At 40.8% G+C, this 18,578-nt stretch carries 16 protein-coding genes; 12 read left to right on the forward strand and 4 right to left on the reverse strand.

Annotated elements, in window-relative coordinates; translation table 11 throughout:
• Nucleotides 1-31 precede the first annotated feature (31 nt).
• A complete protein-coding gene (locus H605_RS0103445) occupies nt 32-1,711 on the forward strand; it encodes a formate--tetrahydrofolate ligase (protein ID WP_029052915.1) in 1,680 nt (559 codons plus the stop codon).
• Between the two features lie 326 nt (nt 1,712-2,037).
• On the opposite strand, the gene H605_RS0103450 is transcribed toward H605_RS0103445, so the two are convergent.
• A complete protein-coding gene (locus H605_RS0103450; RefSeq protein ID WP_029052916.1) occupies nt 2,038-3,729 on the reverse strand; it encodes a M3 family oligoendopeptidase in 1,692 nt (563 codons plus the stop codon).
• A gap of 170 nt (nt 3,730-3,899) precedes the next feature.
• Between H605_RS0103450 and H605_RS0103455 the strand changes: the two genes are divergently transcribed.
• Entirely contained in the window at nt 3,900-4,187 is a 288-nt protein-coding gene (locus H605_RS0103455) for a DUF6509 family protein (protein ID WP_029052917.1), read from the forward strand.
• 109 nt (nt 4,188-4,296) lie between these two features.
• Complete coding sequence (locus H605_RS0103460; protein ID WP_029052918.1) at nt 4,297-5,280, forward strand: NAD(P)/FAD-dependent oxidoreductase; 984 nt, start codon at nt 4,297-4,299, stop codon at nt 5,278-5,280.
• A gap of 117 nt (nt 5,281-5,397) precedes the next feature.
• Here H605_RS0103460 and H605_RS0103465 read toward each other — a convergent pair whose 3' ends face one another.
• The gene (locus H605_RS0103465) at nt 5,398-6,426 is read right to left on the reverse strand and encodes an NADP-dependent oxidoreductase (protein ID WP_029052919.1); all 1,029 of its coding nucleotides are present in this window, start codon (nt 6,424-6,426) and stop codon (nt 5,398-5,400) included.
• A gap of 258 nt (nt 6,427-6,684) precedes the next feature.
• Here H605_RS0103465 and H605_RS0103470 point away from each other — a divergent pair, with 258 nt between their 5' ends.
• The 6 genes from H605_RS0103470 (at nt 6,685) to pstB (H605_RS0103495) (ending at nt 12,023) form a co-directional block, all read left to right on the forward strand.
• Entirely contained in the window at nt 6,685-7,389 is a 705-nt protein-coding gene (locus H605_RS0103470) for a response regulator transcription factor (protein WP_029052920.1), read from the forward strand.
• A gap of 236 nt (nt 7,390-7,625) precedes the next feature.
• Entirely contained in the window at nt 7,626-8,534 is a 909-nt protein-coding gene (locus H605_RS0103475; RefSeq protein ID WP_029052921.1) for a phosphate ABC transporter substrate-binding protein PstS family protein, read from the forward strand.
• Between the two features lie 40 nt (nt 8,535-8,574).
• Nucleotides 8,575-9,507, forward strand: a complete 933-nt coding sequence (pstC, locus tag H605_RS0103480; RefSeq protein WP_198040342.1) for a phosphate ABC transporter permease subunit PstC — start codon at nt 8,575-8,577, stop codon at nt 9,505-9,507.
• Complete coding sequence (gene pstA, locus H605_RS0103485) at nt 9,507-10,391, forward strand: phosphate ABC transporter permease PstA (protein ID WP_029052923.1); 885 nt, start codon at nt 9,507-9,509, stop codon at nt 10,389-10,391. The genes pstC and pstA overlap by 1 nt, the downstream gene beginning before the upstream one ends.
• Nucleotides 10,392-10,434: 43 nt before the next feature.
• On the forward strand, nt 10,435-11,235 hold the full coding sequence (gene pstB, locus H605_RS0103490) for a phosphate ABC transporter ATP-binding protein PstB (RefSeq protein WP_155979467.1): 801 nt from the start codon (nt 10,435-10,437) through the stop codon (nt 11,233-11,235).
• A gap of 11 nt (nt 11,236-11,246) precedes the next feature.
• The gene (gene pstB / locus H605_RS0103495) at nt 11,247-12,023 is read left to right on the forward strand and encodes a phosphate ABC transporter ATP-binding protein PstB (protein ID WP_037561526.1); all 777 of its coding nucleotides are present in this window, start codon (nt 11,247-11,249) and stop codon (nt 12,021-12,023) included.
• A 93-nt stretch (nt 12,024-12,116) separates the two neighbouring features.
• Here the strand turns inward: pstB (H605_RS0103495) and trhO are convergent, their stop codons facing one another.
• The gene (gene trhO / locus H605_RS0103500) at nt 12,117-13,091 is read right to left on the reverse strand and encodes an oxygen-dependent tRNA uridine(34) hydroxylase TrhO (protein ID WP_029052926.1); all 975 of its coding nucleotides are present in this window, start codon (nt 13,089-13,091) and stop codon (nt 12,117-12,119) included.
• Nucleotides 13,092-13,492: 401 nt separating this feature from the next.
• Here trhO and H605_RS0103505 point away from each other — a divergent pair, with 401 nt between their 5' ends.
• Both H605_RS0103505 and H605_RS0103510 read left to right on the forward strand, forming a co-directional pair.
• Nucleotides 13,493-14,869, forward strand: a complete 1,377-nt coding sequence (locus tag H605_RS0103505) for a polysaccharide deacetylase family protein (RefSeq protein ID WP_029052927.1) — start codon at nt 13,493-13,495, stop codon at nt 14,867-14,869.
• A gap of 179 nt (nt 14,870-15,048) precedes the next feature.
• Nucleotides 15,049-15,864, forward strand: a complete 816-nt coding sequence (locus H605_RS0103510; RefSeq protein WP_029052928.1) for a DUF368 domain-containing protein — start codon at nt 15,049-15,051, stop codon at nt 15,862-15,864.
• A gap of 49 nt (nt 15,865-15,913) precedes the next feature.
• Here the strand turns inward: H605_RS0103510 and H605_RS17345 are convergent, their stop codons facing one another.
• Nucleotides 15,914-17,338 carry a catalase gene (locus tag H605_RS17345; RefSeq protein WP_232321276.1) on the reverse strand — a complete coding sequence of 475 codons (1,425 nt, stop codon included), beginning with the start codon at nt 17,336-17,338 and terminating at the stop codon, nt 15,914-15,916.
• A 288-nt stretch (nt 17,339-17,626) separates the two neighbouring features.
• Between H605_RS17345 and H605_RS0103520 the strand changes: the two genes are divergently transcribed.
• Entirely contained in the window at nt 17,627-18,121 is a 495-nt protein-coding gene (locus H605_RS0103520; RefSeq protein WP_029052929.1) for a hypothetical protein, read from the forward strand.
• The last annotated feature ends 457 nt before the right edge of the window (nt 18,122-18,578 follow it).

Consider the following 18,578-nt stretch of genomic DNA (forward strand, 5'->3'; position numbering starts at 1 on the left):
ATATAACCGGTATAGAAAGGCAGTGGAAGTAGTGACGAAAGAAATAAAGACACTGACAGATTTGGAAATCGCTTCAAAAGCAACTATGCAACCAATTGAAAACATCGCAGACAAAGCAGGAATTCCATTGGATGCGTTAGAGCTATATGGTAAATACAAAGCGAAAATCAATGTAGATCTCATTCCAAAACAAACTTCACAAGCGAAAGTCGTACTCGTAACTGCTACTAGTCCAACACCGGCAGGAGAAGGGAAATCGACAGTGACAGTTGGTCTCGGTGATGCACTGTCTCGTTTAGGTAAGAAAACAATGGTTGCATTACGTGAACCTTCATTAGGACCGGTAATGGGTGTCAAAGGTGGAGCAACGGGCGGAGGCTTCTCCCAAGTACTGCCTATGGAAGACATCAATCTGCACTTCACTGGAGACCTTCATGCCATTACAACGGTGAATAATGCGTTGAGCGCTATGATCGATAACCATTTGCATCAAGGTAATGTGTTGAACATCGATCCACGCCGTATTACATGGAAACGCGTCATGGATATGAATGACCGTGCGCTTCGTCATGTGACGATTGGTCTGGGTGGTCCATCACAAGGCGTGCCACGCGAAGAGAGTTTTGATATTACAGTAGCATCCGAAATCATGGCCGTATTCTGTCTGGCGACTAGTTTGCAAGACCTGAAAGAACGCTTGTCCGATATTGTGATTGGCTATACGTATGAAAAAGACGCTGTAACCGTGCGTGATTTAGGCGTAGAGGGTGCGTTGACGCTTCTGCTTAAAGATGCATTCAAACCAAACCTTGTCCAAACGATTGAAGGCACACCAGCTTTCATTCACGGTGGACCATTTGCAAATATTGCCCATGGTTGTAACTCGTTGATCGCAACGAATACAGCGCGTAATCTGGCTGACTATGTCGTCACAGAAGCAGGATTTGGATCAGATTTAGGCGCAGAAAAGTTTATGGACATTAAAGCGCGCATCGGTAAATTCCAGCCGGATGCAGTCGTTCTTGTGACAACAATTCGCGCGCTCAAAATGCATGGTGGAGTAGAAAAGCAGGAGTTAAAAGTCGAGAATACTCAAGCTGTAGAAAAAGGTTTAGTCAATTTGGAAAAGCATATTGAAACGATTCTATCGTTCGGAGTGCAACCTGTCGTCGCGCTCAATCGTTTTGTGGGGGACTCTGATAGTGAATTGCAGAAAGTCCAGAAGTGGTGTCAGGATTATAATGTAAAAGTCGCTTTAACTGATGTATGGCAAGACGGTGGAGCAGGTGGAGAAGCATTGGCGAAAGAAGTCTTACAAGTGCTGGAAGAGCCAAATAATTTCGCTCCAATTTATGAAATAGAGCAATCAGTAGAAGAAAAACTCACAGCGATTGTTCAAAAAGTATATGGTGGCACAGGCGTTTTATTTACCGATCAGGCTAAGAAAGATTTAGCTGAAATTAAAAAGAATGGCTGGGATCTCTTGCCGGTCTGTATGGCAAAGACTCAGTACTCGTTTTCCGATGATCCAAAAAAATTAGGACGTCCAACAGACTTTTCGATCACAATCCGCAATATTTTACCGAAACTTGGGGCAGGCTTCTTAGTTTGTTTAACAGGTGACATCATGACTATGCCTGGTTTACCAAAAAAGCCGGCAGCACTCAATATGGATGTCGATTCGGCTGGCAATGCTAAAGGGTTAATGTGATTGCTCTTTATAGTAGAGAGATATTAAGCAAAAGGCCATTAAGGCTTTTTGCTTTTTTAAAATCAAAAAGGAAATAAAGAAAAGTGAAAAACGAGCTTTGAATCCGTAAAAGACCACATTCATTTATCTATAAGTATTGGGATCGCAATAGCGGGAAATAAAGATACGATTCATACGCTTTATTAAAAAGTCAATCTAGACTTGTACGTCTCAAAGAAATAGGGCAAAGACCAATATTCTATATATCTCTCGGTTGAATCATAAAAAGGATGTGCAGAAAGTCGTCAACATGACATTCTGCAACATCCTTTTTGTATTTTATATAATCAAAAGATCTTATGATCAACCAGCCATTCACTGATGAAATCCATGATCGACTCTACAGTCCCATCTTCGAATGGCGAGCTCAAGTGGGCCGTTGCAACGAGCTCCAGGAATGATTTACTTCCGCCCAATTGACACAGGGCCAAATAATCTGTCCATGCATCGTCAAAGTCATTTAATGAGCGTTGCCAAAATTGGAGAGCACAGATTTGCGCCAAGGCATAATCAATATAATAAAACGGCACTTCATAGATATGACCTTGTCTCTGCCAAAAACCGCCTTGTTCCAAATAGGGATGTCCATCATAATCCCGATTAGGTAAATAGATGTTCTCAAGTTCTTTCCATACGGCTTTACGTTCACTTGGAGACATTTCAGGCTGGTCATAGATGCGTTGCTGAAACTCGTCCACCGCCACTCCATAAGGTAAAAACAATACACTTTCAAGTAAGTGTGCATAGCGATAACGTTCTGCATCGCTACCAAAAAATCGATCCATCCAGAACCAAGTGAAGAACTCCATACTCATAGAATGGATTTCTGCTGCTTCAGTCGTTGGCCAAATATATTCGGGGATTCCAATTGAACGACTAGAATATACTTGGAACGCATGGCCTGCTTCATGCGTCAAAACATCAATATCACTTGAGGTTCCATTGAAATTTGAGAAAATAAACGGTGAATCGTAATTATCTATAAATGTACAATAGCCGCCAGCTTCCTTGCCTTTTTTCGCTACCAAATCCAATAAGTTTTTACGCTTCATATAATCAAAAAAGCGTCCGGTCTCACGCGATAACTCCTGATACATTTTTTGTCCATTTTCCAAAATCCATTCAGGGGAACCTTTTGGTTGAGGGTTTCCCTCTGCGTAATGCAATGGTTCATCATAAAACTTCATTTGCGAGATGCCTATTTTTCGACTTTGCATACCTCGAATCTTCTCAGCTAAAGGCACTACATGTGTTCGAATCTGATTACGGAAGTTTTCCATCATATGTGCATCATAGCCGATCCGGTCCATACGTATGTATCCCAGTTCTGTAAAGCTTTTAAATCCGAGTGTTGTAGCGATTTCATGACGTACTGCCACGAGACGATCAAAAATCCTATCGAAATCATCTTCATGTGAGGCGAAAAAATCGGCAGTGGCATTCATAGCATCTTTTCTAACGGAACGTTCGAGTGACTCTTTAAATGGTCCAAGTTGTGCCAAAGTCAGCATTTCGCCTTGGAACTCGATTTGTGCTGAAGCGACGAGATGTGCGTACTCGGAAATTAGTTTATTTTCTTGCTGTAAAAGTGGCAAGACTTCATCTGAATACGATTGGACGGCATTCTCCGCAAGCTTAAATAGCTGAGATCCCCATCTGTCTTCCAATTGTGCTCGGAAAGGTGTAGTGATGACAGCTTGGTAATAATTGCTTTGCAAAGCCTGGAATTGAGGTCCGATCTCATCAAAATAATCCCGTTCATCTTGGTAGAAGGTATCATTCGTATCAATGGAAGAACGGATATACATAATGTTTTCCGCTGTACTGTAATCACTTGTCAACATGTTTATATGCTCAATAATTTTAGCCTGCTCTTCGAATGAATTTGCCTGCTTAAACTGGTCAAGTGCATTCTGAAACTCTATTTTTAGTTTTTCGATGTCCGGGCGAGTATACTCATAATCTTCAAAAGTAAGCATCGTACTCCTCCTAGTTCGTATGTAATGTGCCTATCCCTTCATTTTCTAGCAACGAGTAAAAAAAAGCAAACAATTTAGCGGTAATGACGTTCATAAATTGCCACAATCTTATGAAATGATGTAGGATAGAGAGAGTAAACTCTAAGTGAGCGGGAAGAAGGAGAAATTGAATGCAAATAATAAATCATAAAGCACAAGAACTGGTAGATCCGACAGGTATTATCGATGGTCAGCGCTTTGAATTCCTATTGACAGTGAAGTTCGATGAAGAAGATGAACTGTTCAATGAAGAGGGTACTGGCTTACGTATGCTATATTCTGCGAAGGATGGCCAGCGAAAGATGCTAACGTACCAATTTTATGAATTGGCAACGGAAAGTCCATTTGACGTTGAATGGGACGAAGAAGAACAAACGTCAGCAGAGCAATACTGCATGGAACATTTTCCTGAAATCTAAATACAAAATAGATGTTATTCTCTTTATAATAGGGGATAATAGACTAGAGAAACATAAGTAGTACACCCCAAAGCATCTCATCAAAGAATTAATTATAGGAGTGTTTTAAATGAATCATGAAATTGTGGATATTACGATTATCGGCGGAGGTCCAACTGGATTATTTTCTTCGTTCTACGCAGGCATGCGTGAGATGTCAGTTAAAATTATCGATAGTTTGCCACAGCTTGGTGGCCAATTGATCGAATTATATCCTGATAAATACATTTATGATGTAGGCGGATTCCCTAAAATTTTGGCGAAAGATTTAGTGGCAAACTTAGTGACACAAGCGTACTATGCAAAACCTGAAGTTTGTTTAGGGGAAGCAGCAATGTCCATCGAAAAGAAGGACGATCACTTTGTTTTAACAACGGATAAAGGTCAGCATTTGACACGTACCATTTTATTGACTGCAGGAATCGGGGCTTTTCAACCACGTAAAATTGGATTGAAAGAAGAACCTACTTTTGAAGGCAAAACATTACACTATGGTATTAAAGACTTGTCTATGTTTAAAGATCAGAATATCTGTGTTTGTGGTGGGGGAGACTCTGCACTAGACTGGGCATTGATGCTTGAAGATATCGCAAGTCAGGTCACACTGGTTCACCGTAGAGAACGTTTCACTGCGCATGAAACAAGTGTTAATCAACTGCGCGAATCTAGTGTCAATGTGTTAACTTCACATGCTATAAGTGAGTTACATGGCGATGGCGATACATTGGATAAAGTTGTACTAAAGGAAAAAGACGGCAGCGTGAAAGAACTCACATTCGATCATGTAGTAGTCAATTACGGCAATATTTCCTCACTCGGCCCATTGAAAGACTGGGGCTTAGATATGGATCGTAATTCTATTATAGTTAACTCTCGCATGGAAACGAATATTGAAGGCATTTATGCAGCTGGTGATGTCACAACATACGACGGCAAAGTGAAATTGATTGCGGTAGGTATGGGCGAAGCGCCGGTTGCAATCAGCCACGCGAAAGCGTTCCTAGATCCGAAAGCGAAAGTGCAGCCGTTGCACAGTACGAGCATTTTTGGTTAATAGAATAGTATGCACCTTGTATGGAGAGTTGTTCACCGTACAAGGTGTCTTTATGTAAGTACTATAAAAGGCTATCTCAAGAGAAATCTCGAGATAGCCTTTTTCATTGCGAACCGATTATCGATTTGTAGTCTCATAATCAGCGACTTTGACCAGTTGTTTACCTAAATTTGTTCCATCGAATAAACCAAGAAAGGCATCTGGAATATTTTCGAAGCCTTCGACAATTGTTTCTTCATACTTCAATTTGCCTTCAGAAAGCCATTTACCTAAATCAGTTGATGCAGTAGCGAAGTCTGCCGCATAATCTCCTACGGTAAAGCCTTTCATCAACGCGCTTGTTTTGATCATCGTAGATTGAAGGCGAGGACCGTAGTCTTGTCCATCTTTATTGTAAGAGGAAATAGCGCCGCATAGTGCAATTCGCGCATGCTTATTAAGTAATGTAAAGACGGCATCCGTCACTTCACCGCCGACATTGTCAAAATAGACATCTACACCGTCGGCTGCAGCTTTAGCTAAGTCTTCTTTAAAGCTATCCAGTTTATAATTGACTGCCTCATCAAAGCCCAGTTCATTTTTTAAGTACTCGATCTTCTCTTGAGTACCTGCAATTCCAATTACTTTGGCACCTTTCATTTTAGCGATTTGACCCACTACTGAACCAACTGCCCCAGCAGCACCAGAAACGACGACAGTTTCACCTTCTTGAGGTTTACCGATATCGAGTAACCCGAAGTATGCAGTTAGTCCTGTCATGCCAAGGATACCTAAGTGTGTAGTAATCGGGGCGATAGTTGGATCGATTTTACGTACTTCTTGCTCAGAAGCTGCCGTATATTCTGCCCAATTCAAGTTCCCTACAACAAAATCTCCGGTTTTAAATGATTCGGAAGTAGATTTTGTGACCTCGCCAACGACGCCACCGGTAATTACTTCGTCCAGTTTAAATGGAGGAATATAAGATTTTGCATCTATCATTCTTCCTCGCATGTACGGATCAACGGATACATAGAGCGTACGAACAAGAACCTCATGGTCTTTCAGCTCAGGCATAGGCTTTTCTACAAAATTGAACGTTTCCATAGTAGGCAAGCCTTTCGGTCGGTTTGCTAAATGAATTTCTCTTTGCATCTCTCGTGTCATATAAATTCCTCCTGTTTTTATCTATATATCAATTTATTAACTTACTAAAGGTAAGCTTAATTACAAGGTTACTAGCATGCAGTACTGATGTCAATTAATTGCACTGAATGGAAGAGTTCAACCGTATTCATTCGAATGAATCAATTAATATATGTTCAACAATTAATGATTTGAGTGGACATTTTCTTAATGTCAAAGTAGAGTAGAGACGTAGACTTTCAGAAAAATTAATGATCTAGCCGTAAAGGAGCTAACCAGATGAAAAAGGTTTTGGTTGTGGAAGATGAACAGTCAATAGCTACTCTTTTGCAATACAACTTAGAGCAGGCAGGATACACCGTTTACATAGCCCGAGATGGTAATACAGCAATTTCGATGACACTTTCTGAAGAACCGGATTTATTATTGCTTGATATTATGCTGCCCGGAATGGATGGCATGGATGTATGCAAAAAACTTCGCCAGGAAAAGATCCATACACCTATTTTAATGTTGACAGCGAAAGGCGATGAATTCGACAAAGTCCTTGGACTCGAACTGGGAGCAGATGACTACTTAACAAAGCCCTTCAGTCCACGAGAGGTACTTGCACGTGTGAAAGCCATCTTGCGCAGAATAGAGTTACAGGATTCTGAACACGTAAAAGAACTGGAAACGGAACTTAGTAATGGTAGTTTACTAGTTCATCCAGATCGAATTGAAGCCTTTTTGGATGGAAGCCCTTTAGAATTAACTCCAAAAGAATTTGAACTGCTTTTGTACTTAATGCGCCATTCTGGTAAGGTACTACACCGCGAGCAGTTGTTAAATGCGATATGGAATTATGACTACACTGGAGATTCTCGTATCGTAGATGTTCATATCAGTCACCTGAGGGAAAAGATTGAACCGGATACAAAAAGTCCAGTGTATATTAAGACTGTTAGAGGATTTGGTTATAAATTTGAAGAAGTGACAAACTGAATACTGTAGATACATACGAAAGCTGAAGACGAATCCATAGAGGATTGTGTCTTCAGCTTTTTACTATACCTTGCGTAAGCATCTCATTTCTTTACAACGATATAGGGAATGATCGATCTATACAGAACCTTTACACAACCTTTACGTTTCATCCATCACTCTTTAATATGCATTGTCTATAGTAAAGAAGCAGTAGGAAATTCATAGTAAAACGAAAAATCCTAGGGGGCACAGTGATGAAGAAGCGTAATCGAATTACCGTATTGGCATTTGTTTTACTTTGTACGTGGGTGGTCGCAGCTTGTAGTAGTACGAAAGCGAATGATAGTGATAAGGGAGAAGCGAAACAAGAAACAGAGCAAGCAGCTGAACCTATCATGGCAGTAGGATCGAGTGCATTGCAACCATTAGTAGAGGCAGCTGCACAGCAATATACGATACAAAATCCAGGGGCAGTCATTAATATTCAAGGCGGAGGCAGCGGTACTGGGTTAAGTAAAATTAGCGAAGGTGCAGTAGATATTGGGAACTCGGATGTATTCGCAGAAGAAAAAGAAGGTGTGGACGCGAGTAATTTAGTCGATCATAAAGTGGCGGTTGTTGGAATGGGACCAGTAAGTCATCCAGAGACAGGTGTAGAAGATGTTACGACTGAAGAATTGATTGGCATTTTTACAGGAGAAATCAAAAACTGGAAAGAGCTAGGTGGAGTGGATCAAGAAATTATTGTCATCAACCGTGCAAAAGGCTCCGGAACACGTGCAACATTTGAAGCATTTGCATTGCAAGGAAAAGAACCAATGGATGCCCAAGAGCAGGATTCATCAGGTACGGTCCGAAAAATTGTCGGTGAAACACCAGGAGCAATTAGCTACTTGGCATTCTCATACTTTGATCAAACGACTACCGCATTAAAAGTCAACGGTGTAACACCCGACCGTAAAAGTGTCGAGTCCAATGATTGGGAAATCTGGGCGTATCAACATATGTATACAAACGGCGAAGCGAAAGGTCTAGCGAAAGAATTGATTGATTATATGTTGTCGGAAGATGTACAGGAAACTCTACTCCCGGAAATGGACTACTTACCGGTAACAGGTATGCAGGTGGAACGAGATGCACAAGGAACTGTCACAAAAAAGTGATTACAACTTGCAAGTTTCTCCAATCTCGAAAGGAGAGTACATGATGGCGAAGATGATCAAAGAGACGGAACATCCATTGTACAGAAAAAGCAATAAAATGCGTATGGAGCGATTTGGTAAAGGGCTTACTTTTCTCTCAGTAGCCCTGGCCGCAGCCATCACCGCTGCCATTTTATTTCTAGTCTTTTCAAAAGGTTTATCCACGTTCATCATGAATGATGGTAGTGTCAAAGACTTCTTTACAGGTACGACTTGGAACCCAGCGGAAGTAAATTCCCTGGGTAAGCCAATTATTGGTGCATTACCTTTTCTAGTGGGTTCATTAGCTGTCACAGGAATATCCGCGCTACTATCCGCACCGCTAGCAATTGGCGCTGCGATTTTCATGAGCGAGATTGCACCGAAAACAGGAAAGAGAATCATGCAGCCGGTGATCGAGCTGTTAGTAGGCATTCCTTCCGTTGTCTATGGATTTATTGGGTTAACTGTCGTCGTACCATTTTTACGCGATCTATTTCCTGGTAGCGGATTTGGTATTGCAGCGGGAACCATTGTGTTATCTGTCATGATTTTACCGACAGTCACGAGTTTAGCACTGGATGCTATTCAGGCGGTGCCACGTTCATTACGTGAAGCATCGCTGGCGCTAGGTTCAACAAGATGGCAAATGATTTGTGAAGTTGTATTAAAAACTGCGAAACCCGGCTTAATGATGGCTGTTATTTTCGGAATGGCACGAGCTTTTGGCGAAGCTCTAGCTGTACAGATGGTCATTGGAAATGCCGCGGTCATTCCGCATTCGTTATTTGAACCAGCCTCTACACTTACTAGTATTTTAACAATGGGCATGGGGTATACCGTAATGGGACAAATTGAAAATAATGCGCTTTGGTCACTTGCACTTGTACTTTTACTGATGTCGCTATTCTTCACGATCACAGTACGAATGATTGGAAAGGGGAAAAGTAGCTAATGTCTGCTAAAAGTAAAGATCAACTCGCTACGGCTGGATTGTATGTCATTGTAGGCGTCATTATTACGGTCTTGGCAGGATTACTTGGATTTGTCTTTGTCAAAGGGCTACCTCAGATTAGCTGGCAATTCATCACCTCTCCACCACAGATTTTTCAAGAAGGCGGAGGAGTAGGACCACAACTATTCAATTCCTTTTATTTACTAGTTTTGACACTAATTATTTCAGTGCCAATTGCGATTGGTGCGGGGATTTATTTAGCGGAGTATGCAAAAGATCACTGGGTCATTCGTTGTATTCGTGTACTCATTGAAGTGCTTTCTTCGCTGCCTTCCATAGTAGTAGGATTATTCGGATTCTTGTTTTTCGTATTGTATATGGGGTGGGGTTTTTCGATCTTGTCAGGTGCCTTCGCGCTTTCGGTATTCAATTTGCCGTTACTTGTGCGAGTCGTAGAGCAATCTATTAGTAGTGTGCCAAAATCACAGCGTGAAGCAGGATGGGCGCTTGGATTTTCAAAATGGGAAACCATTATAACAGTCATACTTCCAGCGGCATTGCCTGGAATTGTAACGGGTGTCATATTGGCATCAGGCAGAGTGTTCGGAGAGGCGGCAGCCTTGATTTACACAGCAGGAATGAGTACACCCATTATAGATTTCACTAATTGGAATCCATTGTCGCCGACATCTCCTTTAAATCCCTTTAGACCGGCAGAAACTATGGCGGTTCATATTTGGAAAATTAACGGAGAAGGTATCATGCCAGACGCAGCGGCAATCTCTGACGGAGCAGCAGCATTATTGATCATTTCGATTTTATTCTTTAATTTCGCATCACGCATTATCGGCAATTTGATGTTTAAAAAAATGAGCGCCAATTAAAAGGAGAATCTTTATGCAATCAGTGGCTTTACAACCTGTCACAATGAAAACGGATAGAACTAAACTCGTTGACAGTCCTGACTTTCAACGCAATTCCGTGTTGCAAACTACTAATTTATCGGTGTATTATGGCGGGCATTGTGCTGTTGATCAAGTCAGTCTAACGTTTCCCAAACAATCTGTTACGGCACTAATTGGTCCGTCAGGATGTGGAAAATCCACTTTCCTGCGTTCTATTAATCGAATGAATGATGACATCGACCAATGTCGTACGGAAGGAGAAGTCTTTTATCAAGGGGTAGACCTGCATTCACCCTATGTGAATTTACATGAAATACGCAAACAGATTGGCATGGTATTTCAAAGACCTGTACCATTCGCAAAATCTATCTTTAAAAATGTTGCAGCTGGCCCCATGCGAGACGGAGTGAAAGATAAGAAGGAATTACAAAGAATTGTAGAAGATAGCCTAAAAAAAGCGGCGCTGTGGGAAGAAGTAAAAGATCAATTACATACATCTGCATTAAGTCTTTCAGGTGGACAGCAACAACGTCTTTGTATCGCGAGAGCACTAGCGATGCAACCGAGCGTTTTATTACTCGATGAACCTGCATCTGCCCTTGATCCAGTCTCGACAGCAAAAATCGAAGAACTGATATCACAATTAAAAAAAGATTATACGATTGTGATCGTCACACATAATATGCAACAAGCCGCACGTATTTCGGATAAAGTAGCGTATTTTTATATGGGGCGTGTGATAGAACATGGAACGACTGAACAGATTTTTACTAATCCACGTCATGACCAAACAGCACATTATATAAATGGACGTATTGGATAGGGGAGATTGAAATGAATGTAGTAAACACTATAGAACAATCAGTCATTCAAACAGAAAATCTGCAGTTCTATTATGGTACCCATCACGCACTAAAAAATATCAATCTAAAATTTGAAGAGAAGAGAATCACTGCACTTATAGGACCGTCCGGATGTGGGAAATCAACTTTTTTACGAACAATGAACCGAATGAATGATCTAATACCCGGAGTGAAGACAGAAGGAGCAATTTGGATCGGTAAAGAAAATATAACGGATTCATCTATTGATCCAGTGGAATTGCGAAAGAAAGTAGGAATGGTCTTTCAACATGCATCCGTATTTCCGTTTTCGATTTATGAAAACATTGCGTATGGACCACGTATTCATGGAGAAAGAAATAAAAAAGTACTGGATGAAATCGTAGAAGAGAATCTACGCGCTGCCGCTCTATGGGACGAAGTAAAAGACCAATTGGACCAATCTGCTACAGGGCTTTCAGGTGGGCAACAGCAACGTTTAACCATTGCACGGACATTAGCGACTAAACCGGAGATATTATTGATGGATGAACCCACTTCAGCTTTAGATCCCATCTCTACTGCCAAAGTCGAGGAACTGATCCAAACGTTAAAAGAGCACTATACGATCATCATCGTCACGCATAACATGCAACAGGCTGCGAGAATAGCTGATTTCACAGCATTCTTCCTAAATGGAGAAGTAAAAGAGTATGGACAGACAGCTACCATATTTAGCAATCCGTTATTTTCTGAGACGAAAGAGTATATAGCGGGAAAGTTTGGTTGAATATTAAAGCGGAGTAGGAAAATAGTATCAAAACTTGTTACATAATAAAGTAAACAGCCAGCTTCCTATATAAGGATGCTGGCTGTTCGTGTATTAAGAATTAATTTTGCTCGCACGCGATGCTTCAATTTTTGCCATTCGTGCGTCGTATTCATCCACTGTCATATCGTGTTCAACAAAATAACGGTTACGAGGATGTGTACGGCAATCGTCTGAACAACTGCGCATATAGAAGTGTTCATTCTCTTCTGAGCATAGAATTTTCGCATTACACTCGGGATTTGCACAGTTTACATAGCGCTCACAAGGTGTGCCATCAAAATGATCGCGTCCTACGATGACGTGCTCTACTTGGTTAATTGGAACTGCAATACGCTCATCGAATACGTAACATTGACCATCCCACAACTGTCCTTTTGCTTTAGGGTCTTTACCGTAAGAAACGATACCGCCGTGTAAATGCGCTACATCTTCGAATCCTTCACGTTTCAACCAGCCAGTGAACTTCTCACAACGAATGCCACCCGTACAGTACGCAAGAATCTTCTTGCCTTCAAGTTGTTCTTTGTTTTCCATTACCCATTCAGGAAGATCACGGAAATTCTCAATATCCGGGCGAATTGCACCACGGAAATGACCTAGGTCATACTCATAATCATTACGAGCATCTAATACAATAGTGTTCTCATCTTGCATTTGCTGTAAGAACTCTTCAGGTTCTAAGTATTCACCTGTAAGTTCTAACGGATTGACATCTTCAGGTAAGCTAAGATTGACAATCTCTGGACGGAAGCGAACGTGCATTTTTTTGAATGCATGGCCATCTGTTTCATCAATTTTAAACCATACATCAGCAAAACGTGGATCAGCTTTCATATGCTCCATATACGCATCGGTTTGTTCGATCGTTCCCGAACAAGTACCATTGATGCCTTCAGCCCCTACAAGAATACGCCCTTTTAATCCAGTTTCTTTACAGAACTCCAAGTGTGAAGCCGCAAACTCTTCAGGCTCCTCAATCGTTACATACTTATAAAACAATAATACTCGATAGTCTTTCTTTTCCATGTAAATTACCGCCTTCTGTTTGATCTTTGCAATAGACAACAGCCGAGATCGGTGTGTACAAAGGGATTGTGTGTCCCCTGAACCCGAATTTGCAAGAATCGGGCCCAGAATAGTATAGCATAATTTCATTTTTGAGAAAAGGATTCAAAAAGTTATTTTACCTAAATACCTTTTTGAAAGTAAAGCGTGACTACACACGGCTTTGTATCATGACTGATTTGTTGTATACTAGGAGATGGAAATACTTTCAAACCTGTCAATTATAAGTTAAGATAGTTGATTGTAAAATATTAAAGAGGAACACAGAATACTTTTCAAACGTAAAGGGTATCGTAGTCCTATCACTAGGGAAATGTGATTTGCACCTAATGCTGGGCAGTGTGGAGTAAAGGAGTCCTTTCATGAAAGATACAAATACAAAACGTCGATCACCATGGATTGATAGTGCGTTAATTATCACGATCATAACATTGGTATCTATTACACTACTATTAATAGTAAATGTTATGAAAAACAAAGAAGCTAGTCCTGTTAAGCAGGTAACACATGAAGTCATACCTGCGCCGAAACAGAAAGTGTCGATAGAATCGACCACTTCTCCTTACCCAGGTATTAAAATGTTGACGGAGAAACCTGAAGACTCAAAGTATCCTTTTGTCATTCGTTATCCGCAAACAGAGTACGATAGCTTTAATCGGCAAGTGGTAGACTATGTAGATGAATTGAAAACGGCGTATGCCAATAAGCAACAAAAGAAAAAAAGAGTGTCAAAGTTAGATGTATCTTTTGAAACACTCCAGCATCTTTCGGGAAATTATTCTTTTGTCATGCGAGCTGTAACGTACTTTGCTGATCACGAAAGTCAAACGGAAATCCAAACATTTCATATCAATCCTGAAACAGGGAATGAACTAACGATTGAAGATATTGTGGATCATAATCTGGAGAAGCTAAAGCGTATGGCGAGTGTAGTGCGTGACGAAATACATAGTAGTCCTTCGTTACAAGATGATGTGATTACGGAAAGTGTGTGGCATCCTACTGAACCGATGTGGGTCAATTATCGTAACTTTGCCTTAACAGATGATTCGTTAATTCTTTATTTCGGTACTGGTGAGTTCACCAAGAAGCAAGCTGGACCGGCTACAGTTGAAATTCCACTACGAATATTGAATCCATTCTTAGCAAAGGAATTCCAAGTACCAACAGATGACGCGAAAAAGGAAAAAACTATTGCGCTGACATTTGACGACGGGCCGGATCCAAATTACACGGTGAGGATTTTGAAAACACTGGAGAAATACGATGCAAAAGCAACATTCTTTATGCTCGGTAATCGAGTGAATGCCTATCCAGACATTGCCAAGAAAGTAGCCGAAGCTGGACATGAGATAGGTAATCACTCATGGAATCATCCTTCATTAACAGGTATACCTGATGAAGCTCTTCAAAGTGAGGTAGAGGGTACATCGGATATTATTGAAGCTGTCATTGGGCAGCCCGCAACTGTTTTCAGACCTCCATATGGTGCGGTAGATGACCGGGTACGAGAAAGCACGAAATTGCCTGTAGTTTTATGGAATGTAGATACTTTAGACTGGGAGCATCACGATCCGGAACTGTTATTAGAACATGTAGTAAAAGATACCCGTGCAGGTAGTATAATTTTGATGCATGATATTCATGAATCCACAGCAGACGGACTGGACGCAGTACTCGAAAATTTGCAGTCTCAAGGCTATAAGTTCGTGACTGTATCTGAAATGGATGATTATTAATATGAAGTTGTTCCATTGTTTTGTCTAACAATGGAACAACTTTTGTTTTGTACAGTCCTATTTACGTATACTGTTCAAATAGCTGTAACATATAGTGAAAATAAATTGTAATGAACTGTAATTAGTGAAACACAGCATGATATACTAAACGGAATGAAATCATTGGAGGAACAACGAGCATGGAATGGAGAAATTTATACCGTGGTTTTTTGATGGGCATCAGTGACCTAGTTCCTGGTGTAAGTGGTGGAACGATTGCATTTATATTAGGGATTTATGATCAGTTGCTCATTTCAATAAGCGGATTTTTTAGCAAGGAATGGAAGAAACATATTGGATTTCTCATCCCCCTAGGTATCGGGATGGGCGCAACGATCATTATATTTAGTAAAGTGATCTCGTATTTATTGAAGTATTATCATGAACCAACTCAATACTTCTTTTTAGGGTTAATTGTGGGTGTTATACCGTTTGTTTCAAAGCAGGCTGGACTGAGAAAGAACTTTAAAATCCAGCATATTTTATTGATGATAGTAGTGGCCTCAGCATTGGCTTCCACTGCGTTTATGAATCCTATTGATCCTATCACAATCACCCATCTGACAGTTAAAAATACCATCATCCTATTCCTATCGGGATGGGCAGGTAGTATGGCGATGCTGTTGCCAGGTGTCAGTGGATCATTTATTTTGCTATTGTTAGGCGTTTACGCGACAGTCATTACGGCTATTTCAGACTTTAACATACCGATTATCATCGCGACAGGTTGTGGTATTGTCTTTGGGTTTGTAATTAGCAGTAAATTAATACGTTACCTTCTTTCCAACTTCCATACCGGAATGTTTGCCGTAATCATGGGATTAATCATCGGATCGATTTTTGTGATTTTCCCAGGAATGCCTGAAAGTGGTACACCGTTTGTTATGAGTGTGATTGCCATCGTCCTTGGTCTTTTGATTGCCAATATATTAAATGGCGTAGGCGATAAAGCGTAGAATGTAAAAACCGCTTGGAGAAAATCTCCAAGCGGTTTTTCGTATCATTTTATTGTTCTACTATTGTTGTTGTATTTTCAATATCTACATCTGCCATCGGAATATCCAATGCTTTTGCTACGCCTTCACCGTATTTAGGATCCGCTAAGTAGCAGTGACGGATATGCTTAATTTTGATCTCTTTCGGTGCGTCACCCATATTACGTGCAGTATTCTCAAATAAACGCTGCTGCTCTTCCATATTCAAAATATTGAACAACTTGCCAGGCTGTGTGAAATAGTCATCGTCATCTTCACGGAAGTCCCAGTGATCTGCGTCGCCATGAATTTTTAGTGGCGGCTCTTTGAAGTCTGGTTGTTCTTGCCACTCACCATAGCTGTTTGGCTCGTAGTGAGTAGTAGAGCCCATATTGCCATCAACACGCATTGCACCATCACGGTGGAAGCTGTGGAACGGACATTTTGGCGCGTTAACAGGAATCTGGTGATGATTGACACCTAAACGATAACGTTGTGCATCGCCATAAGAGAATAGACGAGCTTGCAACATTTTATCAGGTGAGAATCCAATACCCGGAACGACTGCTGCCGGTGTAAACGCAGCTTGTTCTACTTCAGCAAAGTAGTTTTCAGGGTTGCGGTTTAATTCGAATTCGCCGACTTCAATTAGAGGGAAGTCTTTTTTATACCACACTTTTGTTAAATCGAATGGATTATACGGCATTTTCATTGCTTGTTCTTCTGTCATCACTTGAATGTACATTTTCCATTTAGGGAAATTGCCATTATCGATGTTAGTTAGCAAATCGCGTTGTGAACTTTCACGGTCCGATGCAATCGTTGCTGCAGCTTCTTCATCTGTCAGATTTTCAATACCTTGCTGGGAACGGAAGTGGAACTTAACCCAGTGACGTTCATTGTTTGCATTGATCATGCTGAATGTATGGCTACCGAAACCATGCATTTCACGGTATGAACGAGGAAGGCCGCGGTCGCTCATTAAAATCGTAATCTGATGGAGCGCTTCAGGTAGGCCAGTCCAGAAATCCCAGTTGTTTTTCGGACTGCGCATGTTTGTACGTGGATCACGTTTAACTGCGTGGTTCAAGTCTGGGAATTGCAATGGATCACGGAAGAAGAATACAGGCGTATTGTTTCCGACCATGTCCCAGTTTCCTTCTTCAGTATAGAACTTCAAAGAAAATCCGCGGATATCGCGCTCTGCATCTGCTGCACCACGTTCACCTGCAACAGTGGAGAAGCGTGCGAACATTTCCGTCTGTTTACCAATCTCAGAAAATAGCTTTGCTTTCGTATACTTTGTAATATCATGCGTGACAGTGAAAGTACCGTATGCTCCAGATCCTTTCGCGTGCATACGACGCTCAGGAATGACTTCGCGATCAAAGTGCGCTAATTTTTCAAGTAACCATACATCTTGTAATAGAAGTGGACCTCTTGGACCAGCGGACATAGAGTTTTGGTTATCAACTACAGGTGCACCCGCAGCAGTCGTTAATTTTCTCTTTTGAGAATTGTTCTCATTTTTATTCAAAATATATTCCTCCTCAGTTGTTGGTTTATAACCTATGAATACTATTATACCAAAGCTAAATCAAAAAAGAAAGGATTATTATGTACTGCATATTCATCATAATTTGTTGCCAACTATTTGTCTAGAAATACGATTTAGATTAAGTATCATTGTAGAATGATGTATAATAACAGGAGAAAATGTTTCGCATAGAAAGGATATCAATATATGAGCACTATGAAAAAAACGTTTCTTTATTCCATTGTACTATGCAGTTTATCGTTAGTATTAGTCGCATGCAGTGATAAAGAAAAAGTAGCACCACCAGAAACAACACCTGAACTAACTCCTGAAATTCCAGAAGAAGAGGAAGTCGTTGTGGCAGCTGTAGCAGACGAAGAGTTATATCAAAAAGTAGTGAATCAGCTAGAACAGGCGGGTTTAACAGTAGGCGAACCAGCTGAAGCTGCGATTGATATGTTTAACGCAGAAAGTGGCATGGTAGTAACGATCAATGGGGATGATTTACTTCCATTACATCTTTATAAACTGGATCCATCTGACAAGCGCCTTGAAATAGTAGAAGAGACAGGCAATCTTCCGGTATTTATCGGCAGTAAGACAGAGCAGTTGGCCGTGAAAAAAATAGATCACTTCATTATATATCTTCATAAAGGACATCCTGATTACGATGAGGTTATGAAAATATTAGATACGATATGATTAAAACGACTTGCTTCCATTTAAGGGGAGCAGGTCGTTTTTTGTATATTCGAAGATTGACATATTGTATGAGGGGCTTAGTGAATTAGCAAATGATCATAACAACAGCTTACCCGCTCATAACTTTCGTCAAGCGCTCATAGTTCTTGCATACCCGCTCTATAGCATGTTCTAACCGTTCATACTTACGAAGCACCCGCTCTATCATACTCGTTAACCGCTCAATGTAGTTATTCACCTGACAATGAACATAAAGGATCCGCCCATACAACAGAAATCCTAGCCTACAAACCGCGGAGAATAAGAGAAAAACTACTAAAAGTCAGTAAAACCGTCATCTTTCACGTGTTGTTACAAAGCCGCCATAACTTATAGACGATTTCGTCATAAGTTTGCAGATTTGTAACAGGAATATCGTACATAGTTCACGAACTAATTTTCGTTCTGCGTTATTCTA

Source organism: Sporosarcina ureae DSM 2281, from assembly GCF_000425545.1.
Lineage (GTDB): Bacteria > Bacillota > Bacilli > Bacillales_A > Planococcaceae > Sporosarcina > Sporosarcina ureae.

What these genes read in the sequence shown, in the direction of transcription:
- pstC (WP_198040342.1), top strand. Translation starts at nt 8,575, where the DNA reads ATGATGGCGAAGATGATCAAAGAGACGGAACATCCATTGTACAGAAAA.
- pstB (WP_155979467.1), top strand. Translation starts at nt 10,435, where the DNA reads ATGAAAACGGATAGAACTAAACTCGTTGACAGTCCTGACTTTCAACGC.
- H605_RS0103450 (WP_029052916.1), bottom strand. Translation starts at nt 3,729, where the DNA reads ATGCTTACTTTTGAAGATTATGAGTATACTCGCCCGGACATCGAAAAA.
- pstA (WP_029052923.1), top strand. Translation starts at nt 9,507, where the DNA reads ATGTCTGCTAAAAGTAAAGATCAACTCGCTACGGCTGGATTGTATGTC.
- H605_RS0103465 (WP_029052919.1), bottom strand. Translation starts at nt 6,426, where the DNA reads ATGACACGAGAGATGCAAAGAGAAATTCATTTAGCAAACCGACCGAAA.
- H605_RS0103520 (WP_029052929.1), top strand. Translation starts at nt 17,627, where the DNA reads ATGAGCACTATGAAAAAAACGTTTCTTTATTCCATTGTACTATGCAGT.
- pstB (WP_037561526.1), top strand. Translation starts at nt 11,247, where the DNA reads ATGAATGTAGTAAACACTATAGAACAATCAGTCATTCAAACAGAAAAT.
- H605_RS0103470 (WP_029052920.1), top strand. Translation starts at nt 6,685, where the DNA reads ATGAAAAAGGTTTTGGTTGTGGAAGATGAACAGTCAATAGCTACTCTT.
- H605_RS0103455 (WP_029052917.1), top strand. Translation starts at nt 3,900, where the DNA reads ATGCAAATAATAAATCATAAAGCACAAGAACTGGTAGATCCGACAGGT.
- H605_RS17345 (WP_232321276.1), bottom strand. Translation starts at nt 17,338, where the DNA reads ATGTCCGCTGGTCCAAGAGGTCCACTTCTATTACAAGATGTATGGTTA.
- H605_RS0103460 (WP_029052918.1), top strand. Translation starts at nt 4,297, where the DNA reads ATGAATCATGAAATTGTGGATATTACGATTATCGGCGGAGGTCCAACT.
- H605_RS0103475 (WP_029052921.1), top strand. Translation starts at nt 7,626, where the DNA reads ATGAAGAAGCGTAATCGAATTACCGTATTGGCATTTGTTTTACTTTGT.
- H605_RS0103510 (WP_029052928.1), top strand. Translation starts at nt 15,049, where the DNA reads ATGGAATGGAGAAATTTATACCGTGGTTTTTTGATGGGCATCAGTGAC.
- trhO (WP_029052926.1), bottom strand. Translation starts at nt 13,091, where the DNA reads ATGGAAAAGAAAGACTATCGAGTATTATTGTTTTATAAGTATGTAACG.
- H605_RS0103505 (WP_029052927.1), top strand. Translation starts at nt 13,493, where the DNA reads ATGAAAGATACAAATACAAAACGTCGATCACCATGGATTGATAGTGCG.